This window comes from Streptosporangium sp. NPDC000396 (assembly GCF_042898655.1).
GTDB lineage: Bacteria > Actinomycetota > Actinomycetes > Streptosporangiales > Streptosporangiaceae > Streptosporangium.
This window is the reverse complement of the sequence record NZ_JBIAZA010000004.1, coordinates 401127-414849: the sequence shown is the minus strand read 5'-3', so window position 1 is coordinate 414849 and position 13723 is coordinate 401127. Positions and strand designations below refer to the sequence as shown.

General features: G+C 69.3%; 11 protein-coding genes. 8 read left to right on the top strand and 3 right to left on the bottom strand.

Annotated elements, in window-relative coordinates; genetic code table 11:
* The first annotated feature begins 50 nt into the window (after positions 1–50).
* From ACFY2X_RS09055 to ACFY2X_RS09035, 5 genes are all read left to right on the top strand, one after another.
* Positions 51–524, top strand: coding sequence for a single-stranded DNA-binding protein (locus ACFY2X_RS09055; protein ID WP_389934624.1), 474 nt, complete (start codon positions 51–53; stop codon positions 522–524).
* A 239-nt stretch (positions 525–763) separates the two neighbouring features.
* Positions 764–1789, top strand: a complete 1026-nt coding sequence (gene recA / locus ACFY2X_RS09050) for a recombinase RecA (RefSeq protein ID WP_389934621.1) — start codon at positions 764–766, stop codon at positions 1787–1789.
* A gap of 70 nt (positions 1790–1859) precedes the next feature.
* Positions 1860–2741 carry a hypothetical protein gene (locus ACFY2X_RS09045; RefSeq protein WP_389934619.1) on the top strand — a complete coding sequence of 294 codons (882 nt, stop codon included), beginning with the start codon at positions 1860–1862 and terminating at the stop codon, positions 2739–2741.
* Entirely contained in the window at positions 2738–3940 is a 1203-nt protein-coding gene (locus tag ACFY2X_RS09040) for an exonuclease SbcCD subunit D (protein WP_389934616.1), read from the top strand. The genes ACFY2X_RS09045 and ACFY2X_RS09040 overlap by 4 nt, the downstream gene beginning before the upstream one ends.
* A complete protein-coding gene (locus ACFY2X_RS09035) occupies positions 3937–6369 on the top strand; it encodes an AAA family ATPase (RefSeq protein ID WP_389934613.1) in 2433 nt (810 codons plus the stop codon). Before ACFY2X_RS09040 ends, ACFY2X_RS09035 begins: the two co-directional genes overlap by 4 nt.
* Before the next feature lie 27 nt (positions 6370–6396).
* Here ACFY2X_RS09035 and ACFY2X_RS09030 read toward each other — a convergent pair whose 3' ends face one another.
* Both ACFY2X_RS09030 and ACFY2X_RS09025 read right to left on the bottom strand, forming a co-directional pair.
* Entirely contained in the window at positions 6397–6927 is a 531-nt protein-coding gene (locus ACFY2X_RS09030) for a Ku protein (RefSeq protein WP_389934610.1), read from the bottom strand.
* Between the two features lie 93 nt (positions 6928–7020).
* Positions 7021–7977, bottom strand: coding sequence for a glucosyl-3-phosphoglycerate synthase (locus ACFY2X_RS09025; protein WP_389934607.1), 957 nt, complete (start codon positions 7975–7977; stop codon positions 7021–7023).
* A 133-nt stretch (positions 7978–8110) separates the two neighbouring features.
* Between ACFY2X_RS09025 and ACFY2X_RS09020 the strand changes: the two genes are divergently transcribed.
* The gene (locus tag ACFY2X_RS09020; protein ID WP_389934605.1) at positions 8111–9979 is read left to right on the top strand and encodes a hypothetical protein; all 1869 of its coding nucleotides are present in this window, start codon (positions 8111–8113) and stop codon (positions 9977–9979) included.
* On the opposite strand, the gene ACFY2X_RS09015 is transcribed toward ACFY2X_RS09020, so the two are convergent.
* Positions 9964–11433 carry a helix-turn-helix domain-containing protein gene (locus tag ACFY2X_RS09015; RefSeq protein WP_389934602.1) on the bottom strand — a complete coding sequence of 490 codons (1470 nt, stop codon included), beginning with the start codon at positions 11431–11433 and terminating at the stop codon, positions 9964–9966. The two genes, ACFY2X_RS09020 and ACFY2X_RS09015, sit on opposite strands and share 16 nt — an antisense overlap.
* Before the next feature lie 241 nt (positions 11434–11674).
* On the opposite strand from ACFY2X_RS09015, the gene aceA reads away from it, so the two are divergent.
* A complete protein-coding gene (gene aceA, locus ACFY2X_RS09010; RefSeq protein WP_389934600.1) occupies positions 11675–12964 on the top strand; it encodes an isocitrate lyase in 1290 nt (429 codons plus the stop codon).
* A 362-nt stretch (positions 12965–13326) separates the two neighbouring features.
* On the top strand, positions 13327–13689 hold the full coding sequence (locus tag ACFY2X_RS09005; RefSeq protein WP_389934598.1) for a hypothetical protein: 363 nt from the start codon (positions 13327–13329) through the stop codon (positions 13687–13689).
* The last annotated feature ends 34 nt before the right edge of the window (positions 13690–13723 follow it).

Below are 13723 nucleotides of genomic sequence, written 5' to 3'. Positions count from 1 at the left end.
AACTCGAACAGGCATGGGTGAGGAATCACCCGTCGCACGGGAGGAAACCCATGGCCGATGAAACCGTCATCACTGTCGTCGGCAACCTGACCGACAACCCCGAACTGCGCTTCATCTCCAGCGGAGTCGCGGTCGCGCACTTCACCGTCGCGTCCACGCCCCGCGTCTACGACCGGGAGGCCAGGGAGTGGAGGGACGCCGAGACGCTGTTCCTGCGCTGCTCGGTCTGGCGGAAGGAGGCGGAGCACGTCGCCCAGTCCCTGGTGCGCGGCGCGCGCGTCATCGTCCAGGGGCGACTGCGCCAACGAACATACGAGAACAAGGAAGGCGAGCGCCGCACCGTGATCGAGTGTGAGGTCGACGAGGTCGGTCTCTCGCTGCGGTTCGCCTCCGCGCGCGTCACCGAGGCCCCGCGCGTGGGCGTCCTTGCCCGCGCCCGCGCCAACCCACTCGCCGACGACCCGTTCATCCAGCACGACGAGGACGGGCCGCATGCACCTCAGAAGGGTGAACTGCCCTTCTGATCGTCAGAGCAAAGGCTGATCGACATGACCATCTCGGTACCGACAGATCTTCCGACGGCCTGAACACCGCAGGCGACCCTCGCTCTGCCCTGCGACCGCTGCCATCCCGAGGACCAGGACGCCTCGGCCCGCCCGGACACCCTCCGGGGAATGCCAGGGGGCGCGGCGTCCCGCCACCGACCCGGAGCCCGACGGCGCCGCGGCAATGACACGCACAGCATCCCACCCAAGGTGGACCCATGAGAGAACAGGACCGCGAGAGAGCGCTCGAACTCGCCCTCGCCCAGATCGAAAAGCGCTTCGGCAAGGGCTCGATCATGCGCCTGGGCGACGACCCGAGAACCCCGGCCGAGGTGATCCCGACCGGGTCGATCGCCCTGGACCTCGCCCTTGGCGTCGGCGGGCTGCCCCGCGGGCGGGTGGTGGAGATCTACGGCCCGGAGTCTTCGGGCAAGACCACGCTCGCCCTGCACGCACTGGCCAACGCCCAACGGGCCGGCGGCACGGTGGCTTTCATCGACGCCGAGTACGGCCTCGACACCCAGTACGCCAGGCAGCTGGGCGTGGACACCGACGCCCTGCTGGTCTGCCAGCCCGACGACGGCGAGCAGGCCCTGCAGATCGCCGACACCTTCATCCGCTCCGCCGCCCTTGACCTCATCGTCATCGACTCCGTCGCCGCCCTGGTGCCGCGCGCGGAGATCGAGGGCGAGATGGGCGATTCCCACGTGGGCATGCAGGCGAGGCTGATGAGCCAGGCACTGCGGAAGATGACCGGCGCGATGAGCCAGTCGAGAACCGCCGCGATCTTCGTCAACCAGCTCCGTGAGAAGATCGGCACGCCGTTTCCGGAGACCACCCCCGGGGGCCGGGCGCTGAAGTTCTACGCCGCGGTGCGCCTGGACGTCCGCCGGATCGAGACCCTCAAGAACGGCACCGAGCCGGTCGGCAACCGCACCCGCGTCAAGGTGGCCAAGAACAAGGTCGCCCCGCCCTTCCGCGTGGCCGAGTTCGACATCCTCTACGGACTCGGCATCTCCCGTGAGGGCGGCCTGATCGACATGGGAATCGAGCACGGCTTCGTCCGCAAGCTCGGCGCCTGGTACACCTACGAGGGCGACCAGCTCGGCCAGGGCAAGGAGAACGCCCGCAACTTCCTGAAGAACCACCCCGACCTCGCCGACGAGATCGAGAAGAAGATCAAGGAGAAGCTGGGCATCGGGCCGAGCCTGAGTGCCGCCCCCGCTCTGCCGGCCGCATGCTGATCTGGTGGCCGTCGCCCCACGCGCATACGCCGCACCCTCAGCGACGTTCTCGGATGCCGAGGAGTATCACATGAGCGACACCGCCTGGGCTGTTCGCCGCGTCTACCTCGCCTGTGAATTCCTTCCCGCCGACCCCACCGTACGCGGCCTGATCTCCATCGGCCTCACCGACGACGCCGGCCGCGACTACTACGCCGTCAACAACGATATGGACTTCACCGCCGTGCTCAACGTCCCGTGGATGGTCGACGACGTGTGGCCCTGTCTGCCGCGGTGCACCGCCGACGGCTACCCCTACCTCCTCGACCGCATCCACCCCGACGTCAAGCTCATCAAGGAGATACGTGACGAGGTGGAGACGTACTTCGCCTGCGGTCCCCCGGAGACTCACCTGTATGCCGCCTGCGGCGGCCAGCACATCTGCCGTCTGCACTCCCTGTGGGACAACGACTGGGAGGTGATGCCGCCGGCGGTGCCGCGCTGGTTCCACGAGCTGCGGTCCCTCGTCGTCCAGGCCGGGAACCCGCCACTGCCGAAGCAGCCCCGCGGAAAGCGCCACGCGCTCACACATGCCCGCTACTACCGCACCCTGCATGAGCATCTGCTCACCCTCACCGCCTGTCGCCGAGGGCCGGAAAATCGCGGCTACCGCCCGTACCGGCCGGACATGGGAAGGAATCAGCCGATACGTTTCCCCACCCGCCAGATGCACTCCGTCGTCTGCGATGTCTGTGCCTACGTCTACGACGAGGACGGCGACGGCGTCCTGGTGTTCGACAACCCGGAGGAGGCCGTGCAGGACGTGCTACGGCACCGCTGGATGTGCCTGACCGACGGACGGGCGATCTGCCCGCGTGACGGCGAGGAACACCAGGCCGTGTATGACGAACTGATGCCGCCTGAGCCGAGAGCCGAGGCCGACGGGCGAATCCCGCCCGACGAGGAGAGATGAAGTTCCTGCACACGTCCGACTGGCACGTCGGCAAGGTGCTCAAGGGCCGCAGCCGGCTCGATGAGCAGCGGGCAGTCCTGCGCGAGATCGTCCAGGTGGCACGGGACCACCAAGTCGACGCGGTTCTCGTCGCCGGCGACCTGTACGAGTCGCCCGCCCCGTCGGCAGACGCCCAGCAGTTGGTCGTTCAGGTGCTCCTCGCACTCCGGCGCACCGGTGCCGAGGTCATCGCGATCGCCGGCAATCACGACCATGCCGCCACCTTCGACGCCTACCGGCCGCTCATGGCGAGCGCAGGGATCACCTTGGCCGGCAGTGCTCGCGTTGCGGCCGACGGCGGGGTGGTGGAGTTCACCGCACGCTCGACAGGGGAACCGGTCGTTGTCGCCCTGCTGCCGTTCCTCTCCCAGCGCCACGCGGTGCGTGCCGCCCAGCTGGTCACCAAGACGCCCAGGGAGGCTGCGGCCGACTACGGCCGACTGGTGCGGGACCTGCTCGCCGCGCTCACCGTCGGCTTCCGCGATGACGCGGTCAACCTGGTGGTGGCGCACCTGATGGCGGCCCGGGGAAAGCTCGGCGGGGGCGAACGGTCCGCCCAGTCGATCGTCGAGTACTGGGTGCCGGATGACGCCTTCCCACCCGACGCGCACTATGTCGCGCTCGGACACCTGCACCGTCGCCAGTCGCTGCCCGCGCCATGTCCGGTTCACTACTGCGGCAGCCCGATCGCCCTCGATTTCGGTGAGCAGGACAACCCCTCGGTGGTTCTCGTTGTCGAGGCCGAGGTCGGTGCGCTCGCCCGCGTTACCGCCGAGGTGCCGATCAGGTCCGGACGGCGGCTGCGCACCGTACGTGGCACCGTTGACGAACTGACCCGGCTCGCCGGCTCGTTCGGCGACGACTATCTGAGGGTCTTGCTGTGTGAACCGGCGCGCGCGGGTCTGCAGCAGGACGTGCGGCGGCTGCTCCCGAATGCGCTGGAAGTGCGCATCGACCCGCAGTTCGCCGCGTCAGCGGACACGGTGAACACTGCCCGGCCGTCCACGCCGGCCGCCGTCGTGGAACGCAGCCCTGCCGAGCTGTTCCACGAATACTGCGTCACCCGGGACCTGGTCGACGAACGGGTCGAGGCACTGTTCGCCAGGCTCCATGACCAGGTCACCACCGGGAACATCGATAGCAGAAAGGACCCTCGATGAGGCCGGTGCTGCTGGAGATGAACGGCTTCGCCTCGTTCCGGGAGGCGGCCGCGGTGGACCTCCGCGAGGTGGATTACTTCGCGCTCGTCGGCCCGACCGGGTCAGGCAAGTCCACCGTCGTCGACGCGATCACGTTCGCCCTGTACGGATCGGCGCCGCGCTGGGACAACCGGCGCACGGTCACGAACGCGCTCGCGCCGACCACCGACCGGGGCACCGTCCGGCTCGTCTTCGACCTTGCCGGACACCGCTACGTCGCCGCCCGGGAGGTGCGTCGCACCGCCCGCGGCGGCGTCCACGTGAAGAACGCCCGGCTGGAACGACTCGCCGACCCGGACGCGCTCGGCACGCCGGGCGACGCCACCGAAGTGCTCGCCTCCGACTCCGAGGTCACACCTGCGGTGGAGAAGCTGTTCGGGCTGTCGTTCGAGCACTTCCTCACCTGTGTGGTGCTGCCGCAGGGGGACTTCGCCGAATTCCTGCACGCGCAGCCGGCCAAGCGGCAGGAAATCTTCGTCAAACTGATGGGGCTGGAGATCTACTCCCGGATCGCGCAGGCGGCGAACGCGGAGGCCGAAGGCGAGAAGCAGCGCGCCGTACTCCTCGCCCAGCAGCTTGAGGAGTACGGCGATGCGACCGAACGCGCCCAGCAGGCAGCCCAAGGCCGAGTGGCCACGTTGGAGAAGGTCTCCGCGCGGGTCCGTACGGCACTGCCCGGACTCACGAAGCATGGCGCGGCTGTCACCGAGGCGCGGAAAGCGTGCGAGAAGCTGACCGCAGAGCGAGACCGGCTGGGAGCGGTTGCCGTACCGGCTGGACTCGAGGAACTCGGAAAGCGGGAACGCGAGATCAGAACGGTCGGCGAGCTGGTCGGCGAGGAACTCGCCGCGGCTGAGACAGCCGACACGACCGCCCGTGAGCAACTCGCGGCAGCACCGCCCCGGGCCCCGCTTGAGCAGGCCCGCCGCGACCACGTGGAGCTCGACGAAGCGGAGAGGAGGCTGCTCACAGCGCAGGCGCTGCAACAGCGCCATGCCACGGCGCTCTCTGAGGTGACCGCTGCCAGGGAGGAAGCCGAGAGGCTCGCCCTGCGGGCGCGACGGGCGGAGGAGGCCACGGCGCGGTCCCATCTCGCGGCAGCGCTGCGACCGCATCTGCAGGGCGGCGCGGCGTGCCCGGTATGTGGGCAGCGGGTCACCGTCATACCCGGCCCGCTGGCCGCGCCCGACCTCGAAACGGCCGAGCAGGCGCGGGTCCGGGCCGACCGTGAAGTGGAGCGGCTACGCGACGAGTGGACGGAGATGTCCCGGATCGAGCAGCAGGCCACCAGCGAGCTGAACGCGCTCACCGGCCGGATCGCCGCCCTGCGTTCCGTTCTCGCCGACGCCCCCGCCCTGGAGCAGGTGACCGCCGCGCTCACCCGCCGAGAGCAGCTGGAAAGGGCGGCCGGCGAGGCGGACGCGAGGCTGCGGCGCGCGCGAGCCACCAGGGCGAGCACCGAGGAGGCCGCGGCGAGCGTCCGCCGGGAGGTGCAGGCGGCCTGGTCGGCGCTTGAGCGCGCTCGTGACCCGCTCGTCGCGCTCGGGGCGCCGACGCTGGACCGTGATGACCTGACCGCGGCGTGGACGGCCCTCGTCTCCTGGGCGGCCGACGCCGCCGCCACCCGCAGAACGGCGCTGTCCGACGCACACGAAAGGCTGGCGAGGGCCTGCGGCAAGCTCGCCGCCGCCGAGGGCCGGCTCGCCGGTGTGCTCGCCGCCCACGAGGTGAACCTCGATACGGGACGGCCGCTCACCGAGACGGCCGAGCCGGCGGTCGCGGCGGCGCTGGAGGGAGCCCGGCAGGGGGTGCGGCGTCTCGTCGAACGACGAGAGCAGGCCGCGAAACTCGGCTTGCGGCGGCAGGACGCGGAGCGGAGACATCAGGTGGCGAAGACGCTCGGCCACCTCCTGCGCGCGGACGGGTTTCCCCGCTGGCTTGTCGCAACGGCCCTCGACATACTCGTCACGGATGCCTCCGAGACGCTCGCCGAGCTGTCCGGCGGGCAGTTCGAGCTGATCCACGACGACGGGAACTTCCTCGTCGTCGACCACGCCGACGCGGACAATCACCGGCCGGTCAAGACGCTGTCCGGCGGCGAGACCTTCCAGGCCAGCCTCGCCCTCGCCATGGCACTTTCGGCGCAGCTGCCGGCCATGGCCACGGCCGGCGCCGTCCAACTGGAATCGATCTTCCTCGATGAGGGCTTCGGCACGCTGGACGAGACGACACTTGAGACGGTCGCCGTCACGCTGGAGGAACTCGCGGCCCGCAAGGATCAGATGGTCGGCATCGTCACGCACAGTAGCTCCCTGGCCGAACGGGTGCCGATCCGCTTCGCCGTCCATCGGGACCAGCGAACATCCTCGGTACGGCGAGAGGCCCCGTGACCCCGCGCGCCGCCGCTGTCGCGGGGCCTACGGGTAGTCGTCGTGGACCTGGACCTCGTCCAGGTCGAATCCCACGGAGAGGATGTCCATGAGGTGCATGGCCATCTTCAGTTCCTCCGGCCGCACAGTGATGTCGCCTCTGGGGGCGATGCCGGTCGGGCGGCGAACCCCTCCAGGCCGGCTCATGCTCTGCAGGACGAGGAGGTCGTCGTAGGCGCGGAGCACCGCCAGGGATTCGCGGGCACCGAGGGTGACCTTGGTGACGGCGACTTGCCCGGATTCCCGCAGCGCATCCCGGAACAGGACGTACCACTGATCGGTGATCGGATCCGTTCCTCCGACGTAGTAGGCCTGCCCGAGCAGCATCGGGTCGATGCTGCCCGCGTCGACGGAGGCCAGCACGTTGATCCGCTTCTTGTCCGGCAGGGGCAGGCTCGCCAGGTCCTTGGCGTTGACCTGGTGCAGGTCGAGATCGCCGTGCTCCTCGGTGGCTTTGTAGAGGGCTATGGGGATATCGATGTTGCCGAAGGAAATGATCCCTTCCCAGGTGGCCTTCATTTCTCCCCCTTCAGCAGGTTAACCCGCAGAGGGGCACGGCGACAGCCGACGGCCGCGGGGCGGCCCTCGATGCGACGATCGAGCGGAGGCCGGTCAGTCCGTGAGGCGAGGGGTGCGACCGGTGATGGTGATCATCGGAGGGCGTTCGGCCACGGCCACGTCCCGGACGGTCACGTGGTGACCCCCCGAACCTCGGCGGAACTGGGCCAGCCGGGGAGAGGGCTCGTGCAGGGGGATCATCTTGTTCTGGCGTTCCAGACGAGACCAGGAGGTCTGCAGGATCTGGGCGGCCATGCCGCCGAGGGCCTCGGTGGACTGGTGGGAGTGGACACGGCGGCCCAGGTCGACCTGGGCGAGGGCGTCGAGTCCGGCGAGTTCGAGCAGGTCGATCAGCAGGGCCAGCTCCACACCGTAACCGGTGACGAACGGAATCCTCTCCAGCACGGACCGCCGCCCGGCGTACTCTCCCGCGAGGGGCTGCACGAACCCGGCGAGCAGCGGCCAGTGAAGGTTGAGCAAAGGGCGCGCGACGAGCTCGGTGACCCGGCCGCCACCGCTCTGCACGTTCTGCAGCGGCCGGTCGTAGCAGCCCTTGACGTAGACCACGCCGGGGTCGTCGAGCAGCGGGCCGAGCAGTCCGGTGACGAAGGACGTCCGGAACTCCCGCAAATCGGCGTCGACGAAGACCAGCAGATCACCGGAGGTCACGGCGAGGGACTTCCACAGCGCCTCCCCCTTGCCGTCCAGCGGCTTCAGGTCCGGCAGGATCTCGTCCTGCGCGACCACCGTGGCCCCGGCCTGCGCGGCGCGCGCGGCGGTGTCGTCGATGGAGCGGGAGTCGATGACCACGAGCTCGTCGACGAGCGGCACCGTTTCCATCAGGTCGTGCCGGATCGCGGTGACGATCTCCCCGACCGTCTCCTCCTCATCGCGTGCGGGGAGCACGACGCTGATCGTCGTGTTTCCCTTGGCCTCCATCAACCACGGCAACGACCAGTCGTCCGATGATGAGGTGCGCCCGCGCAGCCATGCCTCCACCTCAGGCAGCACAGCCCACCCTTTCCACCATCTTGGAACTCACGGGTATTACCCTATGTGGCGCAAATTCTTACCGAGTACCGGCTCCGTCCGCTTAGTTCCGCACAGGTGGGAAGATCAGCAGAGACCAGAGCGAAGGGGCGCCATGGATCCAGTGGCTGTGATGAGGGCGGCACGCACCATCCGCGACGAGCTTGACAGCCTGCTGGGCGATTCCTCCGGCGAGCTGAGGGACCGGCTCGACCCGCTCCTGGCCGAGGAGGGCGGCCAGGCTCCCGGACCGCTGGCGGATGCCGTCGTGATGCTCATCGCCCAGTACGGCCCCGCCTGGGAACGGTTCACCCTGCTGCTCCGCTCGAACGACCAGGCCACGGCCGGGGAGTCGGCCCCGCCCTCGACCGGACAGAGCGGCCCGGACCTGCCGGCGCCCGGTTCCACGGGCCCCCACTCCCTGCCTCCCGGCCCCGCCGGCCCGGCCCCGTCCGACTCCGCGAGCCCCGATTCCTCATCCTCCGGCTCCACGAACCCGAGTTGGCCTCCGCCCGGCCAGACCGGCCCGGACTGGCCACGGCTCGACGACCCGGCCACCGTGGCCCTGAAGCACGAGCCCCAGCCGGAGCCGCCCCCGGCGCGTCCCGCCCGGGACCGCGGCCCCTCCGTGATCGGCCGGTTGACCGGAGCCTTCCGCAGACGGCGCGTGGAACACGTGGAGCAGGCTCCTGCCGGGCCGGAGCCGGAGGTCTTCCCGCTGATCGAGGTGCCCGACGAGGTCGTCGCGGGGCGGGAGGCGGAGATGGAGATCGGCCTCTCCCCCGGCGAGATCCCCGGGGCTCCGGCGGCCTCGCCCGCCCCCGAGCCGGTCGATCTCGACATCCAGATCGTCGCCGAGGGTTTCGAGGCGCCCGGCGGGTGGCGGGTCCGGCTCCGCGTCGGCGAGGCTTCGCCGTACCCCAGGGCGACGCTCCGCCTGTTCCCCCTCCCGCAGGACCAGCCGGTGACCGCCCGGCAGATCCAGGCCATCCACGTGGTGCGCGGCCAGGTGACCGGTTTCGGGGTGCGCGCGCTCGCCGTCCTCGACTCCCCCGGCCTGCTCGGTCAGGAGGCGGCCCCGCAGCCGGTCGCGGGCACCCGGGTCCGGCTGGCCGATGCCGGAGAACCGGCGGACGTCACTGCGGTCATCGTCCACGGGGACCGGCCCGGGCGACTGTGGTGGACCTACCAGTCCCCGCACTTCACCACCCCCGACCGGGCGGAGATCTGCGATCTGGGGATGCGGACCTCGGAGTTCGGGCGGCAGCTGGCCGGGCAGGCCCAGAACCTCCAGGACATGGGGCGGCGGATCGCGTCAACGATCCCCCGGGGATTCTGGGAGTTGCTGAACGCGGTGGCCGGGCGGGTGGCCCCGCGCCGCCCGAGCGTGCTCATCCTCTCCCAGGAGCCGCATGTTCCCTGGGAACTGGCCGCTCTGGAGCGGCCGTTCGACTCCTCCATCCCCGGTTTCCTGAACTGCCAGGCGGTGACGGGCCGCTGGCCTCTCGGCGGCCGGCGCCCCGAGCTGCCACCGCCCGCGCGGACGGGCGGCGACAGCATGGCGGTCGTGTACGGCGGAGCAGAGGTTCATCCCCTGGTCACCGCCTTCGGCGCCACCCGGGTCAGCCCCGTGCTCGGCGACGTTCTGGCCATGTTCGCCGAGCCACCGGACATGATCCACTTCACGGCCGGCAGTACAGTGTCCGAGGCCCTGGGCCGGGGCATGGGCGCGGGCTCGTTCGTCTTCCTTGAGGAGCCCGCGGACTGCCAGGCGTTCCTGCTCGCGGGGGCGAGCGGGGTCGTCGCCCCGCTCTGGCCCGTCGGCGACGGCCTGGCGCCGGAGTTCTACCGCCGCTGTTCCGCCGGCGAGCCTCCCGCGGAGGTCCTGCGTTCCCTGCGCTGCCAGGCACCCGCCACGGCGTCCGCCTACCAGTTCTTCGGTCACCCCTCGCTCACGCTGTCGCGGGCTCAGTCAAGGGCGTGACGTTCCAGGAAGGTGTAGACGTCGGCCTCGTCCACTCCGGGGAAGGAGCCGGGGGGCAGGGCGGCGAGGACGTGGGAGTTACCGCGGGCCGAGGGCCAGGCGTAGCCCTCCCAGCGCTGGGTGAGCTCGGCGGGCGGCCGGCGGCAGCAGTCGCCGGTGGGGCAGCCGGACTTGGTGCGGTGGGTGGTCTCCCGGCCGCGGAACCAGCGTGATTCGCGGTACGGCACGCCGAGGGTGATGGCGAAGTCCCGCTCCCGCGAGGGGTCGACGTGGGCGACGCAGAAGTAGGTCCCGGTAGGCGAGTCCGAATACTGGTAGAAGACGGAGAACCTGTCGGGCGACAGGAAGACCTGGCGCCCCGACCACTGCAGGCACATCCGCTGCCCCTCGATCGCCCCCTGCTCGTCGGCGGGGAAGACGATGCCGTCGTTCTCGTAGGCCTTGTAGATGATCCCGCCGGCGTCGTTGCGGACGAAGTGGCAGGGCAGGTCGAGGAAGTGGGTGGCCAGGTTGGTGAAGCGGTGCGCCGCCATCTCGTAGGAGACGGCGAAGACGTCTCGCAGGTCCTCCACGCTCAGCGCCCGGTCCTGCTTGGCCTCCCGGAGGTACGGCACGGCCGTGGCCTCGGGCACCAGCACGGCGGCGGCGAAGTAGTTGGCCTCGGTCCGCTGGCGGAGGAAGTCGGCGAAGTCCCGGGGCTTGTGGTGGCCGAGGGCCAGGTGGCCGAGTGTCTGCAGCAGGATGGTGCGCGGCGTGTGCATGCCGAGCTGCTCGTGCTTGACGTAGATGCGCCGGTTCCGCAGGTCGGTGATGGAACGCACGGAGCGGGGCAGGTCCTGGACCGTCTGCACGGTGTAGCCGAAGTGCGTGACCAGGGCCTGGACGGTGCTCTGCGACAGCGCGCCGGTGCGGTAGCCGACCGCGGAGAGCGCCTCGGCCGCCGCCTTCTCGATCTCCTCGAAGTAGTTGCCTCGCTCGCGCTGCATGCGGCGGAGCTCGGCGTTGGCGGCGCGCGCCTCCTCGGGTGTGGCGGTGCCCTTGGCCTGGCGTGAGCGCAGCTCGCCGTACAGGCCCAGGATGTGTTCCAGCACGTCGTTGGGGACGCGCGCGGAGACCTTCAGCTTGGCCAGGCCGAGTCCGGCGTAGAGCGGGTCGCGCTGCGCCTCTTCCAGGGCCATCTCCAGTTGCGCCCGGCGGTTGGGCGCCTGGCGGCGCAGCAGCTCTTCGACCGGCACGTTGAGCGCGGCGGCGAGGGACTTCAGCAGGGACAGCTTCGGCTCGCGCTTGCCGTTCTCCAGCAGGGAGAGCTGGCTGGGCGCTCGGCTGACGCGCTCTCCGAGGTCGGAGAGGGTGAGCCCGCGCTGCTTGCGAAGGTGTCTCAGACGCTGGCCGAACGCGATGAGATCAAGCTCCTGCGTCAAGGACAGCGGTTCTTCACCGACCAAGGATGCCATACCACGATGCTAAACGAAATTTCGCAGGATATTTCACCCCTCACGGGGTAGCTGTGACTCGTGCCACAGGAATTGGTCTAGTCCATAGCGCAAACTCTCAAATTCTTCTCTGTCAAATACCGACGAGTATTAGCCTGATGAGAAAAATAGCGGTTCTTTCACAAAGATCGGCCTTGTTTGCCCGTTTCGCCCGAGCACAGACTCAGATCAAGGCACCCAGGGGACGACAAGGAGTGAAAAAATGAACGATCGCCTCAAGGGAGCCGCAGACGAGCTGCGGCACGAGTGGGAGACCAACCCCCGCTGGAAGGGCATCGAGCGGACCTACACGCCTGAGGACGTGGTTCGGCTTCGGGGTTCCGTCCAGGAGGAGCACACCCTCGCCCGGCTCGGCGCGGAGCGGCTGTGGAGCCTGCTCAACACCGAGGACTACGTGCACGCGCTCGGCGCGCTGACCGGCAACCAGGCCGTGCAGCAGGTCAAGGCGGGCCTGAAGGCGATCTACCTGTCCGGCTGGCAGGTCGCGGCCGACGCCAACCTCGGCGCGCAGACCTACCCGGACCAGAGCCTCTACCCGGCCAACTCGGTCCCGGCCGTCGTGCGCCGCATCAACAACGCGCTGCTGCGCGCCGACCAGATCACCTGGTCGGAAGGCGACCAGGACGCGCCGCACTGGCTGGCCCCGATCGTGGCCGACGCCGAGGCCGGTTTCGGCGGCGTGCTCAACGCCTTCGAACTGATGAAGGGCATGATCGCGGCGGGTGCTGCGGGCGTGCACTGGGAGGACCAGCTCGCCTCCGAGAAGAAGTGCGGCCACCTGGGCGGCAAGGTCCTGATCCCGACCAGCCAGCACATCAAGACCCTGAACGCGGCCCGCCTCGCGGCCGACGTGGCGGGTGTCCCGTCTCTGATCATCGCGCGGACCGACGCTCAGGCCGCGACGCTGCTGACCACCGACGTCGACCCCCGTGACCGTGTCTTCACCACCGGCGACCGCACGGCGGAGGGCTTCTACCGCGTCCGCAACGGTGTCGACTCCTGCATCGCCCGAGGCCTGGCCTACGCGCCCCACTCCGACCTGCTCTGGATGGAGACCTCCACCCCGGACCTGGACGTGGCCCGCGAGTTCGCCGAGGCGATCAAGGCCGAGTACCCCGACCAGATGCTGGCCTACAACTGCTCGCCTTCCTTCAACTGGAAGAAGCACCTGGACGACTCCACCATCGCCAAGTTCCAGCGCGAGCTCGGTCACATGGGCTACAAGTTCCAGTTCATCACGCTGGCGGGCTTCCACTCGCTAAACTACTCGATGTTCAACCTGGCCCAGGGCTACGCCGAGGAGGGCATGACCGCCTACGTCGAGCTCCAGGAGGCCGAGTTCGCCGCCGAATCGCGCGGCTACACCGCCACCCGCCACCAGCGCGAGGTCGGCACGGGATACTTCGACCTGGTCAGCACGGCCATCGCGCCGGACTCCTCCACCACCGCCCTCAAGGGCTCCACGGAAGAGGAGCAGTTCGAGGCTCACTGAACCGGTGGCGGGCGGGGCCCGGGATTTCAGGGTTCACACGGGCCGGTGCTCCTCTCAGGGCATGCGGAGGCCATCCGGCGCCGCGTAACGCACGATCATCGCTCCCCGTCCGCTCCCGCCGTCGAACACCTTGATCAGGACGAAACGCCCCGCCTCCCCTCCCCGGGAGACACCGTTGGCGAAGTAGATAAGACAGAAGCGGCCCCGTGATCACTGATGTGATCACGGGGCCATTTCACGTGTTGAGGGGGTGCGCCTGGCCAGCTTCACCGCTGAGACCACCAAAAATACGCCTGTGAGGACGGGGATGAGAACCAGCTCCGGGATGCACGTCGGATCCGCGCGGCCTCTAGGCTTTGCCCGTGAAGACGGACGACTTAACCGGGCGCATCGTCGCCACTGTCGCAGTGCTGATTGGGGACGTGGCTCTGTTGATGGCTACGGGGTTCGCCATCAACTGGGCACGCAACCGGGGCGTGCTGTGCGACGGCGCCACTGTGCTCTGCTCGGGCGGAGACCCCTCTCCCGCGCAGTGGCAGGCGGAGATGACCTTTCGCTCCACCGTCGCCTACGGCTCCTTCACAGTCATGGCCTTGATCTTGATCGTCACTGTGGTTGCTGCCTGGCGGCGCCGACGTAATGGCATCGTGGTCATGCAGTTCATGGCCTTCGCAGCCATGGCGGCGCTCGCGGCCTTGTGGGAGCCGTACGCTCCGCTGCACTGACAGGTCTTTGCTCTGAAGACTGGTAATAGGAGTT

Bases quoted from the DNA above. Each gene is read 5' to 3' on its own strand.
- ACFY2X_RS09055 (WP_389934624.1), top strand. From the start codon at position 51: ATGGCCGATGAAACCGTCATCACTGTCGTCGGCAACCTGACCGACAAC.
- recA (WP_389934621.1), top strand. From the start codon at position 764: ATGAGAGAACAGGACCGCGAGAGAGCGCTCGAACTCGCCCTCGCCCAG.
- ACFY2X_RS09045 (WP_389934619.1), top strand. From the start codon at position 1,860: ATGAGCGACACCGCCTGGGCTGTTCGCCGCGTCTACCTCGCCTGTGAA.
- ACFY2X_RS09040 (WP_389934616.1), top strand. From the start codon at position 2,738: ATGAAGTTCCTGCACACGTCCGACTGGCACGTCGGCAAGGTGCTCAAG.
- ACFY2X_RS09035 (WP_389934613.1), top strand. From the start codon at position 3,937: ATGAGGCCGGTGCTGCTGGAGATGAACGGCTTCGCCTCGTTCCGGGAG.
- ACFY2X_RS09030 (WP_389934610.1), bottom strand. From the start codon at position 6,927: ATGAAGGCCACCTGGGAAGGGATCATTTCCTTCGGCAACATCGATATC.
- ACFY2X_RS09020 (WP_389934605.1), top strand. From the start codon at position 8,111: ATGGATCCAGTGGCTGTGATGAGGGCGGCACGCACCATCCGCGACGAG.
- ACFY2X_RS09015 (WP_389934602.1), bottom strand. From the start codon at position 11,433: ATGGCATCCTTGGTCGGTGAAGAACCGCTGTCCTTGACGCAGGAGCTT.
- aceA (WP_389934600.1), top strand. From the start codon at position 11,675: ATGAACGATCGCCTCAAGGGAGCCGCAGACGAGCTGCGGCACGAGTGG.